Source organism: Enterobacter cloacae complex sp. P38RS (genome assembly GCF_014930775.1).
Lineage (GTDB): Bacteria > Pseudomonadota > Gammaproteobacteria > Enterobacterales > Enterobacteriaceae > Enterobacter > Enterobacter bugandensis.
Genome location: NZ_JADBRS010000002.1, coordinates 469,918 through 483,197 on the forward strand (window position 1 = coordinate 469,918; position 13,280 = coordinate 483,197).

14 protein-coding genes and 3 tRNA genes are annotated in these 13,280 nt (G+C 54.1%); 9 read left to right on the top strand and 8 right to left on the bottom strand.

Features of this window, described 5'->3' with window-relative positions; all coding sequences use genetic code 11:
* Window positions 1-8 precede the first annotated feature (8 nt).
* The 3 genes from tcyL to sdiA all read left to right on the top strand — a co-directional run bounded on the left by tcyL (window position 9) and on the right by sdiA (window position 2,370).
* On the top strand, window positions 9-677 hold the full coding sequence (gene tcyL / locus IM303_RS05640) for a cystine ABC transporter permease (RefSeq protein ID WP_028013677.1): 669 nt from the start codon (window positions 9-11) through the stop codon (window positions 675-677).
* Window positions 674-1,426, top strand: a complete 753-nt coding sequence (tcyN, locus tag IM303_RS05645) for an L-cystine ABC transporter ATP-binding protein TcyN (RefSeq protein ID WP_041909387.1) — start codon at window positions 674-676, stop codon at window positions 1,424-1,426. The genes tcyL and tcyN overlap by 4 nt, the downstream gene beginning before the upstream one ends.
* Before the next feature lie 221 nt (window positions 1,427-1,647).
* Window positions 1,648-2,370 carry a transcriptional regulator SdiA gene (gene sdiA / locus IM303_RS05650; RefSeq protein WP_193359698.1) on the top strand — a complete coding sequence of 241 codons (723 nt, stop codon included), beginning with the start codon at window positions 1,648-1,650 and terminating at the stop codon, window positions 2,368-2,370.
* 66 nt (window positions 2,371-2,436) lie between these two features.
* Here sdiA and IM303_RS05655 read toward each other — a convergent pair whose 3' ends face one another.
* Window positions 2,437-2,661: a DUF2594 family protein gene (locus IM303_RS05655; protein WP_014832453.1), complete on the bottom strand. Its 225-nt coding sequence runs from the start codon at window positions 2,659-2,661 to the stop codon at window positions 2,437-2,439.
* 464 nt (window positions 2,662-3,125) lie between these two features.
* On the opposite strand from IM303_RS05655, the gene uvrY reads away from it, so the two are divergent.
* The 6 genes from uvrY to IM303_RS05685 all read left to right on the top strand — a co-directional run bounded on the left by uvrY (window position 3,126) and on the right by IM303_RS05685 (window position 6,663).
* Complete coding sequence (gene uvrY / locus IM303_RS05660) at window positions 3,126-3,782, top strand: UvrY/SirA/GacA family response regulator transcription factor (protein ID WP_013096026.1); 657 nt, start codon at window positions 3,126-3,128, stop codon at window positions 3,780-3,782.
* Window positions 3,779-5,611 carry an excinuclease ABC subunit UvrC gene (uvrC, locus tag IM303_RS05665; RefSeq protein ID WP_047367835.1) on the top strand — a complete coding sequence of 611 codons (1,833 nt, stop codon included), beginning with the start codon at window positions 3,779-3,781 and terminating at the stop codon, window positions 5,609-5,611. Before uvrY ends, uvrC begins: the two co-directional genes overlap by 4 nt.
* Window positions 5,612-5,667: 56 nt before the next feature.
* A complete protein-coding gene (gene pgsA, locus IM303_RS05670; RefSeq protein WP_041909393.1) occupies window positions 5,668-6,216 on the top strand; it encodes a CDP-diacylglycerol--glycerol-3-phosphate 3-phosphatidyltransferase in 549 nt (182 codons plus the stop codon).
* Window positions 6,217-6,368: 152 nt separating this feature from the next.
* A tRNA-Gly gene (locus tag IM303_RS05675) sits at window positions 6,369-6,444 on the top strand.
* 46 nt (window positions 6,445-6,490) lie between these two features.
* A tRNA-Cys gene (locus IM303_RS05680) sits at window positions 6,491-6,564 on the top strand.
* Between the two features lie 12 nt (window positions 6,565-6,576).
* Window positions 6,577-6,663 (top strand) — tRNA-Leu (locus tag IM303_RS05685).
* A gap of 232 nt (window positions 6,664-6,895) precedes the next feature.
* On the opposite strand, the gene IM303_RS05690 is transcribed toward IM303_RS05685, so the two are convergent.
* The 7 genes from IM303_RS05690 to IM303_RS05720 form a co-directional block, all read right to left on the bottom strand.
* Window positions 6,896-7,348 carry a DUF3828 domain-containing protein gene (locus tag IM303_RS05690; RefSeq protein WP_028013673.1) on the bottom strand — a complete coding sequence of 151 codons (453 nt, stop codon included), beginning with the start codon at window positions 7,346-7,348 and terminating at the stop codon, window positions 6,896-6,898.
* 1 nt (window position 7,349) lies between these two features.
* Window positions 7,350-7,709 (bottom strand): hypothetical protein, encoded by a 360-nt coding sequence (locus IM303_RS05695; protein ID WP_049001204.1) that lies wholly within the window; start codon window positions 7,707-7,709, stop codon window positions 7,350-7,352.
* Window positions 7,710-7,870: 161 nt separating this feature from the next.
* A complete protein-coding gene (locus IM303_RS05700) occupies window positions 7,871-8,587 on the bottom strand; it encodes an ABC transporter ATP-binding protein (RefSeq protein ID WP_049001202.1) in 717 nt (238 codons plus the stop codon).
* On the bottom strand, window positions 8,584-9,459 hold the full coding sequence (locus tag IM303_RS05705) for an ATP-binding cassette domain-containing protein (protein ID WP_048956507.1): 876 nt from the start codon (window positions 9,457-9,459) through the stop codon (window positions 8,584-8,586). Before IM303_RS05705 ends, IM303_RS05700 begins: the two co-directional genes overlap by 4 nt.
* Window positions 9,456-10,730 (bottom strand): high-affinity branched-chain amino acid ABC transporter permease LivM, encoded by a 1,275-nt coding sequence (gene livM / locus IM303_RS05710; RefSeq protein WP_049001199.1) that lies wholly within the window; start codon window positions 10,728-10,730, stop codon window positions 9,456-9,458. The genes IM303_RS05705 and livM overlap by 4 nt, the downstream gene beginning before the upstream one ends.
* A gap of 11 nt (window positions 10,731-10,741) precedes the next feature.
* A complete protein-coding gene (locus IM303_RS05715) occupies window positions 10,742-11,656 on the bottom strand; it encodes a branched-chain amino acid ABC transporter permease (protein WP_028013668.1) in 915 nt (304 codons plus the stop codon).
* 100 nt (window positions 11,657-11,756) lie between these two features.
* Window positions 11,757-12,878, bottom strand: coding sequence for a branched-chain amino acid ABC transporter substrate-binding protein (locus IM303_RS05720; RefSeq protein ID WP_193359699.1), 1,122 nt, complete (start codon window positions 12,876-12,878; stop codon window positions 11,757-11,759).
* Window positions 12,879-13,280 lie beyond the last annotated feature (402 nt).

A 13,280-nucleotide genomic window follows, 5' to 3' on the forward strand; every position in this document is an offset into this window, starting at 1 on the left:
AAATAATAATGCAAGAAAGTATTCAACTGGTTATTGATTCCCTGCCATTCCTGCTGAAAGGTGCGGTATTCACGCTACAGCTCAGTATCGGCGGGATGTTCTTCGGTCTTGTGCTGGGCTTTGTACTGGCCTTAATGCGCATGTCGCCCATCCTGCCGGTACGCTGGCTGGCGCGCTTTTATATTTCCGTATTTCGCGGTACGCCGCTTATCGCTCAGCTCTTTATGATCTACTACGGTTTACCGCAGTTCGGCATCGAGCTGGATCCGATCCCGGCGGCGATGATTGGCCTGTCGCTTAACACGGCGGCCTATACCTCCGAAACCCTGCGCGCGGCGATCTCGTCGATTGATAAAGGTCAGTGGGAAGCGGCGGCCAGTATCGGGATGACGCCGTGGCAGACGCTGCGACGCGCCATTCTGCCGCAGGCGGCGCGGGTAGCGCTTCCGCCGCTGAGCAACAGCTTCATCAGCCTGGTGAAAGATACCTCTCTGGCGGCAACCATTCAGGTGCCGGAGCTGTTCCGTCAGGCGCAGCTCATTACCTCGCGCACCCTTGAAGTTTTCACCATGTATCTGGCCGCCTCGCTGATCTACTGGGTGATGGCGACGGTGTTGTCTGCTCTGCAAAACTACTTTGAAAACCAGCTTAACCGCCAGGAGCGTGATCCAAAATGAGTGCAATTGACGTCAAAAACCTGGTGAAAAAATTCCACGGGCAAACGGTGCTCCACGGCATCGACCTGGAAGTTGAGCAGGGCGAAGTCGTGGCGATTATTGGCCCGAGCGGGTCGGGGAAAACCACGCTGCTGCGTAGTATCAACCTGCTTGAGCAGCCGGAAGGGGGCACCATTCGGGTTGGGGAGATAACGATTGATACCGGTAAATCCATCAGCCAGCAGAAAGGGTTGATTCGCCGCCTGCGTCAGCATGTTGGCTTTGTGTTCCAGAGCTTCAATCTATTCCCGCACCGCACGGTGCTGGAAAATATTATTGAAGGACCAGTCATTGTAAAAGGTGAGCCCAAAGAGGAAGCGACGGCACGCGCCCGCGAGTTGCTCGCCAAAGTCGGGCTGGCAGGGAAAGAGACCAGCTATCCGCGCCGCCTGTCGGGCGGACAGCAGCAGCGCGTGGCCATCGCGCGCGCGCTGGCGATGCGCCCTGACGTGATCCTGTTTGATGAACCGACCTCCGCGCTCGATCCCGAACTGGTGGGTGAGGTGCTGAACACCATCCGCCAGCTGGCGCAGGAAAAACGCACGATGGTTATCGTGACCCATGAAATGAGCTTTGCGCGCGACGTGGCGGACAGAGCCATCTTTATGGACCAGGGGCGGATTGTAGAGCAGGGACCGGCGAAAAGCTTATTTGCTAACCCTCAGCAGCCGCGAACCCGTCAATTCCTGGAAAAATTCCTTATGCAGTAGCATTTATGTACTCATTTGCTCCAGAAAGTTCTTCTGGAGCAAATTATTCTCGCTCTTCGCCTTAAACGGTGTTCTTTTATTCTACCCGAACAGAATAATCCTTATCCATAGCACAGTTAATTGTGCTAGTACCGATATTTTGTAGTTAGAAATAAGTTTTATGTGTTAGGTTATATTCACCATAATAATGATTATCTTTTCAGAGGCTTCTTTTAGTAAGTATGAAGGATTCAGACTTTTTCACCTGGCGACGGGATTGCTCCCTGCGGTTTCAGGAATTGACCTGTGTCGCCGAGGTATATCATGAACTTCAGCGACAAACTCAGGCGCTGGAATTCGATTATTACTCACTCTGTGTGCGCCATCCGGTGCCGTTTACGCGGCCTAAAATCGCTGTGCATGCCACTTATCCGCAACAGTGGCTGGCGCAATATCAATCAGAGAACTATTTCACCATCGATCCGGTGCTAAAGCCGGAGAATTTCATTCAGGGGCATTTACCCTGGACGGACGAATTATTTGCGGATGCTCAGGAATTATGGCATAGGGCGCAGGACTTCGGTCTACGTTCGGGAATAACGCAGTGTCTGATGCTGCCTAATCATGCGCTCGGCTTCCTCTCAGTTTCCCGTACTCGCGCGCAGGAAGGACCGTTTGCCGGCGAGGAAATAGAGCTGCGGCTGCAGATGCTGGTGCAAATGGCATTAACAGCGCTGCTGCGTTTTGAAGATAAGATGGTTATGCCGCCTGAGATGAAATTCAGCAAACGCGAACGAGAAATTTTGAAATGGACCGCGGAAGGTAAGACGTCGGCGGAAATAGCGATCATTCTCTCTATTTCAGAGAATACGGTTAACTTCCATCAGAAGAATATGCAGAAAAAATTTAATGCGCCAAACAAGACGCAGATTGCCTGTTATGCGGCGGCTACGGGACTGATCTGATTAGAGAGTACGTTCTGCGTGACAGACGGGTGGACGGCTGAATGCACTGCATCCAGCCGTTTTTTGTTACTGGCGGTACGCTTGTTTGATTTGCTTAACGGTGTTAGCAAATACGGCCGATTCCGCCTGGTCTTCCATCTGCGCGATTTGTTTTTCCATTTTAATGATCACACGACCAGCATCAGCCTGGCCCATCGCCTGCAGCATCAGCGTTAGCAGCGCTTTCAGGCAGTTTACTTCCTGTGCCAGTTCCTGGTTATTCTCCGCAGTGGCAAATTCAGGTGTGCTCATTTATTTTCCTCATTATTAAACGGCGCTAAAGCGCGACGACGAAAGTCAAGGCGGCGGAGTATACCACAAGCTGCAGCAAAAAATGCAGCGGTTGTTTTTCGTACTTTTACGCCAGTGTTTATTTGCGTAAACAGAGCCAGCCGGTAAACTGATGCTCTGGTACGGCTATTAATTGTTTGCGCCTGGTTTACTTGCCGTTAATTATTGTTACAAAAATTGAGAACAGTTTTTCCGCGAGGAAAGCGTGCAAGCTTTTTGTAACTTTTTGAATACAGATGCTTAAAAATAGCCGCAAAAGCTCTGATGGCAAGGGCTCTCTTTCCATGGACTGTACAGGCTAATTTCCAAAAACGAGAGCAAAATCGAATAGCCGATTTTTTAACGTTTTAATCTTGTGATGAAAACCGTTAATATAAGCCAAATTATCACTCAGTAGCGTTATCCCTATTCTGGAGACATTTCCTTTGATCAACGTCCTTCTTGTTGATGACCACGAACTGGTGCGCGCAGGGATACGACGCATTCTTGAAGATATTAAAGGTATTAAAGTTGCCGGTGAGGCGTGCTGTGGGGAAGATGCTGTAAAATGGTGCCGCACAAACTCGGCCGATGTGGTGCTGATGGATATGAATATGCCCGGTATCGGTGGCCTTGAGGCAACACGCAAAATCGCGCGTACCTTTGTTGATACAAAAGTCATCATGCTGACCGTGCATACTGAAAATCCGCTTCCCGCGAAGGTGATGCAGGCGGGGGCAGCCGGTTACCTTAGCAAAGGCGCCGCACCGCAGGAGGTCGTAAATGCTATCCGTTCTGTATTTGCCGGCCAGCGTTACATTGCCTCCGACATTGCGCAGCAGATGGCGCTGAGCCAGATCGAACCCGAGAAAACGGAATCACCGTTTGCCAGTTTGTCTGAGCGTGAATTGCAGATTATGCTGATGATCACCAAGGGTCAGAAAGTGAATGAGATCTCAGAGCAGCTGAATCTCAGCCCGAAAACGGTCAACAGCTATCGTTATCGTATGTTCAGTAAACTGAACATTCATGGTGATGTTGAACTGACTCATCTGGCCATCCGGCACGGTTTATGTAACGCGGAGACGTTGTTAAGTCAGTGAGTGATGTATTCGATTCAAAAGCATTTCTGAAAACCGTAACCAGCCAGCCAGGCGTCTATCGGATGTATGACGCTGGCGGTACGGTTATCTATGTAGGGAAGGCCAAAGATCTTAAAAAGCGTCTTTCCAGCTATTTCCGCAGTAACCTTGCCTCCCGTAAGACCGAAGCGCTGGTCTCACTCATTCAGAATATTGATGTCACCGTGACGCATACCGAGACGGAAGCGCTGCTGCTTGAGCACAACTATATTAAGCTCTACCAGCCGCGCTATAACGTGCTGCTGCGGGACGACAAATCCTATCCGTTTATCTTTCTGAGTGGTGACACCCATCCGCGTCTGGCGATGCACCGCGGCGCAAAACACGCGAAAGGGGAATATTTCGGCCCCTTCCCGAATGGCTATGCCGTGCGAGAGACGCTGGCGCTGCTGCAAAAAATCTTCCCGATCCGCCAGTGTGAAAACAGCGTCTACCGCAACCGCTCGCGCCCGTGTTTACAGTACCAGATTGGGCGTTGCCTTGGCCCCTGTGTTGCCGGGCTGGTCAGTGAAGACGAGTATGCGCAGCAGGTGGAATACGTACGCCTGTTCTTAGCTGGCAAAGACGATCAGGTTTTAACCCAGCTGATCGCCAGAATGGAAAAAGCCAGCGCCGCACTTGAGTTTGAAGAGGCTGCGCGGATCCGCGACCAGATCCAGGCGGTGCGCAGAGTCACTGAGAAACAGTTTGTCTCAAATACCGGCGACGATCTCGACGTTATTGGCGTGTCCTTCGACGCCGGCATGGCCTGCGTGCATGTGCTGTTTATTCGCCAGGGCAAAGTGCTCGGCAGCCGCAGCTATTTCCCGAAGGTGCCTGGCGGCACCGAGCTGGGTGAAGTGGTGGAAACCTTTGTTGGCCAGTTTTATCTTCAGGGCAGCCAGATGCGTACGCTGCCCTCGGAGATCCTGCTCGATTTTAGCCTTGATGACAAAACCCTGCTGGCCGATTCGCTTTCCGAACTGGCCGGGCGTCGGGTCAATGTTCAAACCAAACCGCGCGGCGACCGTGCACGCTATCTGAAGCTGGCGCGGACCAACGCGGCGACGGCGCTCACCACTAAACTGTCCCAGCAATCGACGGTTAGCCAGCGTTTAACCGCGCTGGCGACGCTCCTGAAGTTGCCGGAAGTGAAGCGAATGGAATGTTTCGATATCAGCCATACGATGGGTGAGCAGACGGTGGCGTCCTGCGTGGTATTTGACGCCAACGGCCCGCTTCGCGCCGAGTATCGCCGCTATAACATCACCGGCATCACGCCGGGTGATGACTATGCTGCCATGAATCAGGTGCTGCGCCGTCGCTACGGTAAAGCGATTGAAGAGAGCAAGATCCCGGACGTGATTCTTATCGACGGTGGGAAAGGGCAGCTAGGTCAGGCGAAAGCGGTATTCGAGTCGCTCGACGTTGAGTGGGACAAAAACCATCCGCTGCTGTTAGGCGTGGCAAAAGGGGCCGATCGTAAGGCCGGTCTGGAAACGCTGTTTTTTGAGCCGGAAGGTGAGGGCTTCAGCCTGCCGCCGGACTCCCCGGCGCTGCACGTCATTCAGCATATTCGCGATGAGTCGCACGACCATGCCATCAGCGGCCACCGCAAAAAACGGGCGAAGGTCAAAAACACGAGCACGCTTGAGACTATTGAGGGCGTTGGGCCAAAACGCCGCCAGATGCTGCTGAAGTATATGGGCGGATTGCAAGGATTACTCAACGCCAGTATGGAGGAAATTGCAAAAGTGCCGGGTATTTCGCAAGGGCTGGCAGAAAAGATCTACTACTCGTTGAAACATTGAGGGCTCTGTAGCAACATAGAGCTAAATTTTACTGACAACAAATAGTTACCGTCACTATGCAATATAATATCCCTACGTTGCTCACTCTCTTTCGTGTTGTACTCATTCCGTTCTTTGTGCTGGCGTTTTACCTGCCGGTCGTCTGGGCACCGTTCGCCTGCGCATTGATCTTCCTTATTGCAGCGGTAACTGACTGGTTTGATGGCTATCTGGCGCGCCGCTGGAACCAGAGCACCCGTTTCGGCGCCTTTCTCGATCCGGTAGCGGATAAAGTGATGGTCGCGATCGCGATGGTGCTGGTGGCTGAGCACTATCATACCTGGTGGGTGACGCTGCCCGCCGCAACTATGATTGGCCGTGAGATCATCATCTCTGCGCTGCGTGAGTGGATGGCGGAGCTGGGGAAACGCAGCAGCGTGGCGGTATCCTGGATTGGTAAAGTAAAAACCACCGCGCAGATGGCCTCGCTGGTATGGATGCTCTGGCGCCCGAACGCCTGGGTTGAGTGGGCGGGCATCGGTCTCCTGTGGGTCGCGGCGGTGCTGACGCTGTGGTCAATGCTGCAATATTTGAACGCTGCGCGCGGGGATTTGCTTGATCAGTGATCGTTTCGCCGTAATTTTCAGCAAACAATCCAGACAAGCAAAAAATAACGTTGACTCATCACGTCATATCAGTAGAATGCAACGCATCGAACGGCGGCACAGCAAGCCGGACGATAATGAAATCAAGTGGTTAGCAGTTAACTTGATAACATGCGGGAATAGCTCAGTTGGTAGAGCACGACCTTGCCAAGGTCGGGGTCGCGAGTTCGAGTCTCGTTTCCCGCTCCAGATTAAAGACATGCGCAATAGCGGGTGTCAGTTAGAAAAGTTTTACGGCGCGTTAGCAAAGCGGTTATGTAGCGGATTGCAAATCCGTCTAGTCCGGTTCGACTCCGGAACGCGCCTCCACTTTCTTCCCGAGCCCGGATGGTGGAATCGGTAGACACAAGGGATTTAAAATCCCTCGGCGTTCGCGCTGTGTGGGTTCAAGTCCCACTCCGGGTACCATGGGAAACAAAGAATAATCAAAGCAATAAGCAGTGTCGTGAAACCACCGAAAGGTGGTTTTTTTGTGCCTGAAATCTACTTTCTTGCATCATTGTTATTATTCAGTTATTCAGTTATTCAGTTATTCAGTTATTCAGTTATTCAGTTATCCAGAGCGAAGGTGTATTTGTCGGCGATACGACAGGGATTCGCGAAGATGCATTGCATCAGTACCCCTGTCATATCGCCGATATCATTCTGCGCTCAGGTTGTCAGAAATATTCACGCTTGCCACGGACTGAACTTTCCATGCGCCATTTTCTTTGACCATGCAGTCAATCACGGTGTGATCCCGCTTTTTGCCGAATGATATATACACCTGCATGCATGCGGCATCGTAATCTAATGCCCGCGCACTGACGATGCCCCAGTCATCATCATATCCCTGGGCCTTTATGAACATATCGACGTCAGGCACGTCATATTCATCCGGATCCAGCTTATCCATGGCTTTGAGCTTGCTGATTGTTTCGCGGGTAACGTATCGGCTCAGCGCTTCATAGTTTTTTATTGGCTCTTTCCCGCTAAGAATCTGCGAGATGTACCACTTATTAAACTGAAGGGCGGCGGATGCCTCAGGGGGTAGCTTCTGTGCAGCTGATACGAGAGTGGGCAGAAGCAGGGCAGCAAGAATTATTTTTTTCATGTTAGTCATGCCTGTATATTGCATACGCTGGCTTTACTTCCCGGTATTCTTTTCCCGGATACATTGTTCGCTGAACAAAATCAGAGTACCAGACGCCGTTCCCGCCATAGATGCATGCATGGCCATAGGGGTGGTGGGCTGTAGGCTGGATCACTGCCACGTCACCCTCAACAGGCTCGCCGTAAATCTGATGGAAGCCAGCCAAAATCAAATTGCTTTTCATATTCTTAGCATAATGTGTGTTCTGCAGATTAGCACCGCCAGCGCGAATGGCTTTTGAAACAAATTCTGCACATCTTTTCTGGCTATGCTCGCCCGCATGCTGGCGGGCATAAACTGCGGCTTTATGGGCACTCCACATAATTTAATCCCTTATAGACTTAATGGTTAACAAGGGAAACATTACGCCTGGAAGTTGCAGTTTTTTGTAAATAAGGGTGATCGGAATTAAACCACTATCTGTTTGGATAATGGTGTTTGGTTAATCCATACGGCATCTTTATGCCCGCTATCGCGGGCGTTTTAATATCCGCCCAAATACGCCTTCCTCACCTCCTGATTTCCGAGCAGCTCCTCGCCGCTGCCGCTCAACCGGATCTGCCCGTTAACCATCACATATCCGCGGTCGGAAAGCTTCAACGCATGGTGCGCATTCTGCTCCACCAGAAAAATGGTCATGCCGTTGCGGGCCAGCTCGCGCAGCGTCTGGAAGATCTGTTTCACCACTATCGGCGCTAAGCCCAGGCTCGGTTCATCCAGCAACAGCAGCCTGGGACGGCTCATCAGCGCCCGGGCGATCGCCAGCATCTGCTGTTCCCCGCCTGACATGGTCATCGCGCGCTGCTTGCGCCTCTCCTTGAGGCGAGGGAACAGGTCGAACATGGTTTGCATATCTTCAGCCGCAAACCGGTTGCCGATGGGGATGGTTCCCATCAGCAGGTTCTCTTCGACGGTCATATCCGGGAAGACACGCCGGCCTTCAGGCGCCTGCGCAATGCCGCCGGAGGCGACGTAGTGGGTGGATTGATGGCTGATGTCGTCACCATTGAACAGAATCTGCCCGCTCCGGATGCGCGGCTGGCCAAAGATAGACATCAGCAATGTGGATTTACCCGCGCCGTTAGCGCCAATCAGCGCCACGGTCTCACCTTTATTGACCTCCAGGGAGACCTGCTTCAGCGCCTGAATGGCGCCGTAGAACACATCCACCTTGCGAAAAGCCAGCAGCGGTTCGCTCATAGGGACACCTCGCTCTCATCCGTACCCAGGTAGGCGGCAATGACCTTTTCATCATGCTGGATCTGCTCGGGTTTACCTCTGGCAATCACATCGCCGTGGTCGAGCACGATAATGTCGTCCGAAATCTCCATCACCATCCCCATATCATGTTCAATCAGTAAGACCGTGATGTCATGGCGATCGCGCAGGAAACGAATAATGCTGCTCAGCTTATGCGTTTCGACCGGGTTAAGCCCGGCGGCAGGCTCATCCAGACAGATCATCTCGGGCCCGGTACACATTGCCCGCGCGATCTCCAGACGCCGCTGCTGCCCGTACGACATCTCTCCCGCCAGGCGATTGGCGCACTCCACCAGGTCCACCACCTCCAGCCAGTAGAAGGCCCTGTCCAGGGCATCGCTTTCCGCCCGCCGATATGCCGGCGTGTTTAAGATCCCGGCGAGAAGATTGCGGTTAACGCGCATATGCTGCGCGACCAGCAGGTTTTCCACGACAGACATCTCGCGAAAAAGGCGGATGTTCTGAAAGGTGCGCGCCAGCCCGGCGCGGTTCACCAGGTGCGTTCCGCCAAACATTTTGTAGAACAGGCGCTGCCCGAACTGCGCGGGGTTAATCCAGTCGCCCGGCTGGAATTTTTGTCCGAGGACCTGAATAACGTTGGTCGTTTTAGTGCGGGTAGAAAATAAAATATTGCCGCCGGAAGCCTTATAGAAACCCGTCAGGCAATTAAACACGGTTGTTTTTCCCGCTCCGTTTGGCCCGATAAGGGCGGTAATGGAGCCGCGCTGCACGTCCAGATTAACGTCGTTAAGCGCCTTAATCCCACCGAAGTGCATCATCAGATGTTCCACGCGCAATATCGTCCCGTTCATGGCGCCACGCCCTTACGCACGGCAAACCCGCTGCGGTTAATGCGGATCAGGCCGCGTGGACGCCAGATCATCATCACCACCATCAGCATGCCAAACAGCAGGACGCGGTACTCCGCAAAACTGCGCAGCAGCTCCGGCGTTACCGTAAGCACGAAAGCGGCCAGCACCACGCCAAGGGTAGAGCCCATGCCGCCCAGCACCACGATGGCGAGGATCAGCGCGGATTCAAAGAAGGTAAAGGAGGTCGGATTCACAAACCCCTGATAGGTGGCGAAGAACACCCCGGCAATCCCCGCGGTCGACGCGCCCAGCGTAAAGGCGGAGAGCTTCACCAGGACGTGATTCAACCCCATCGAGCGGCAGGCAATTTCGTCTTCTCGCAGGGCTTCCCACGCCCGGCCAATCGGCATCCGCGTCAGGCGGTGTTTGACGTAGAGCACCAGCATCACCACCAGGAACAGCACCGCGTAGATAAAAATAAACTTCATGTTCGGGTTGTAGGTCAGGTGGAAAAACTCGTGAAAAGGCACGCCGCCTTCTTTCGCGCGTCGTCCAAATTCCAGGCCGAAAAAGGTGGGGGGAGGGGCTGACACGCCGTTTGGCCCCCCCGTGAAGGTCAGCCAGTTGTTCAGGATCAGGCGAATGATCTCCCCGAACCCGAGGGTGACGATCGCCAGATAGTCGCCGTGCATGCGCAGTACCGGAAAGCCGAGCAGGGCGCCTGCAGCGGCGGCCATGATTGCCGCCAGCGGCAGCATGCTCCAGAAGCCTAACCCCAGATACTGATACCCCAGCGCCAGACCGTACGCGCCAATCGCGTAGAAGGCGACGTATCCCAGGTCCAGCAGGCCGGCCAGCCCCACGACGATGTTCAGCCCCAGACCGAGAAGCACGTAGATCAGCCCGAGAATGGCGACGGTCAGTACATACTTGGTGGCGACAAACGGGAAGCAAACCGCAAGCGCAATCACCAGAGGAATAATCCAGCGCATGCGGCTTTTGTAGTCCGGAGACCTAACATAGACGCCCGCGTTATCGGCTTCGAAGCGAGCCTGGAAACGAGCGCCCGCGGCGGTACCCAAAAAAGCGCTCAAGAGAAAACGCCCCAGCATTACAATGCCGACCATCCAGGCCAGCCGTTGTCCGGCAAAGTTAAAGCTGTACCCGTCCAGCACCACGCCAGCAATCGGGCCGAAGATAATCAGCGCAATCAGCCCGGAAAAAATCGCGTCCAGAACGCAGCGCTTTAGAGAAAAACCGTGCGATGTCATCATTCTCTTCCTCACACTTTGGCCACAACCGGGCGCCCGAGCAGACCCTGGGGCCGGAAAATCAGGATCATGACCAGCAGGCCAAACGAGAAGACATCTTTATAGTCCGAGTTCACCATGCCCGAGAACTGGGCTTCCGCGACGCCCAGGATAAGGCCACCGAGCATGGCGCCGGGCAGGGAACCGATACCGCCGAGCACCGCCGCCGTAAAGGCCTTAATGCCAATCACAAACCCGACGTAGAAATCAAAGGTGCCGTAATTCATGGTGATGAGCACGCCCGCCAGGCCGGCCATCGCCGCGCCGATAACAAAGACCAGGGAGATAATCCGGTCGGTGTTGATCCCCAGAATAGAGGCCATTTTGCGATCCTGCTGTACCGCGCGGCACATCCGCCCCAGCCGGGTATGGTTGATTATCCACGTAAGCACCAGCATGCCGGCAAACGAGGCGAGCAGAATAAACACTTTGGTGTAGGTTATCTGCACGAACCCGTCGCCAAGATGCAGTCGAATCACGCCGTCGAGCATGGTCGGCACCCCTTGCTGGCGCGGGCCCTGGCTCAGCTGGGCGTAGTTTTGCAGGATAAGCGACATCCCGATGGCGGAGATAAGCGGCGCCAGGCGCGTGGAGTTGCGCAGCGGCCTGTAGGCGATACGCTCGATAGTCCAGCCGTACACGCCAGTTACCGCGATGGTGAACACCAGCGTACCCAGAATCAGCAGGGGGAAGGACTCAAGCCCGAAGAAAGAGAGCAGCGCCAGACCAATGGCGCAGAGATAGGCGGAAATCATATACACTTCGCCGTGGGCGAAATTGATCATCCCGATAATGCCGTACACCATGGTGTAGCCGATGGCGATCAGGCCGTAGACGGAGCCCAGCGTTAAGCCATTGACTAACTGCTGCAGGAAGAATGTACTCATCTTAGCGCGCTCGTTTTATAGGCCGCGCGAGGCGCGCAGCCTGATGTTTATTACGCGCCGGCGGGGCAAGCCCGCCGACGTTGAGCGTGACTCCGTCCCGTTACTGCACTTCCTTATATTTTCCCTTGTCGTCCCACTGGTAAACCACGTAGTCAGACACTTTCAGGTCGCCTTTGCTGTCCCAGGCTTTTTTGCCCATCACCGTATCGACAGAATTGGCTTTCAGCCACTCGCTGGCTTTCGCGGAATCCTTGCCGCCGGTGGCCTTGAAGGCTGCGGCAATGGCCTGTACGGAGGCATAGGAGTAGAGGGTATAACCTTCCGGCTCGAATTTACCGGCGCGGAATTTGTCGATAACCGCTTTACCGTCCGGGATCAGGCGCGGATCTTTACCAAAGGTCATGTAAATGCCGTTGGTATATTGTGGCCCGCCCGCTGCCGTCACCATCTCTTCGTTGACAATGCAGTCGCCGGAGAAGAATTTCGCCTGCACCCCCTGTTCACGCATCTGGCGAACCAGCGGGCCAGCTTCCGGGTGACAGCCGCCGAAGAACACCACGTCCGGTTTTTGCGCGCCGATCTTCGTCACCAGCGCGTTAAAGTCTTTTTCACCGCGGGATAAACCTTCATACATCACATCCTTGACCCCGCGCTTCGCCAGCGCCGCTTTGGTGGCGTCTGCCAGCCCTTGTCCATAGGTGTCTTTATCGTGAATGATGACCACGCGTTTGGCCTTCAGCTTGTCGATAATGAAGTCGCTGGCGACCTGACCCTGCTGGTCGTCGCGGCCGCACATGCGGAACATGTCGCTCATGCCGCGTTCGGTGATCTGCGGGTTAGTTGAGCCGGGAGTAATCGCGATGATGCCCGCGTCGCTATACACCTCGGAGGCGGGCATGGTGGAAGAGGAGCAGAAATGGCCGACCACGGCGTTGACCTTATCCTGGTCGACTAAGCGGTTGGCGACGGCCACCGCCTGCTTAGGCTCGCAGGCGTCATCCCCCTGAACCAGTTTGATCTTCTCACCGTCAATACCGCCTGCGGCGTTAATGTCTTCGGCGGCCTGCGTTGCGCCGTGCCAGTACTGATCGCCGTAGGTGGCATTAGGGCCCGTGAACGGTCCGGCGACACCGATCACGATATCTGCCCGGGCGGAAAATGCCGTTACCAGACAACCGGCCAGCACAAGAGAAACAGGCGTTTTGATAAATTTCAGCGACATTATTATGTTCCTTAGCAAAGAGGTTTTTGCACCACGGCGTAAGCCTGAACGCCCAGGGCGCAGCCAATCCAAAAACACGAGCAAGAACAAAATGCACTAAACGAACGGCATCCTGCGTGATACGGCGAGGTTTCCATGCGCAGCGTCGCGCGAAGAACAGCAAGCAAAAACGTTGCCAGAATGGTTAACCCCTTGACGGGGTTATGACATGTTTGAGTATAGAGCGCCGCGTTATCCCGCCCTGCGCCAGGAGAAGAATTTACAGCGGAGATCACACATCGTTAACAATAAAGCCCATAAGTTGTGCAACGGTCACGATTTGCACACTTTTGCAGCAATAAAGACCTAAACTTCAGCCAGGGCAGGCGTGCGATCTGTGGTAGGATCCTTTCCTTTTTTATC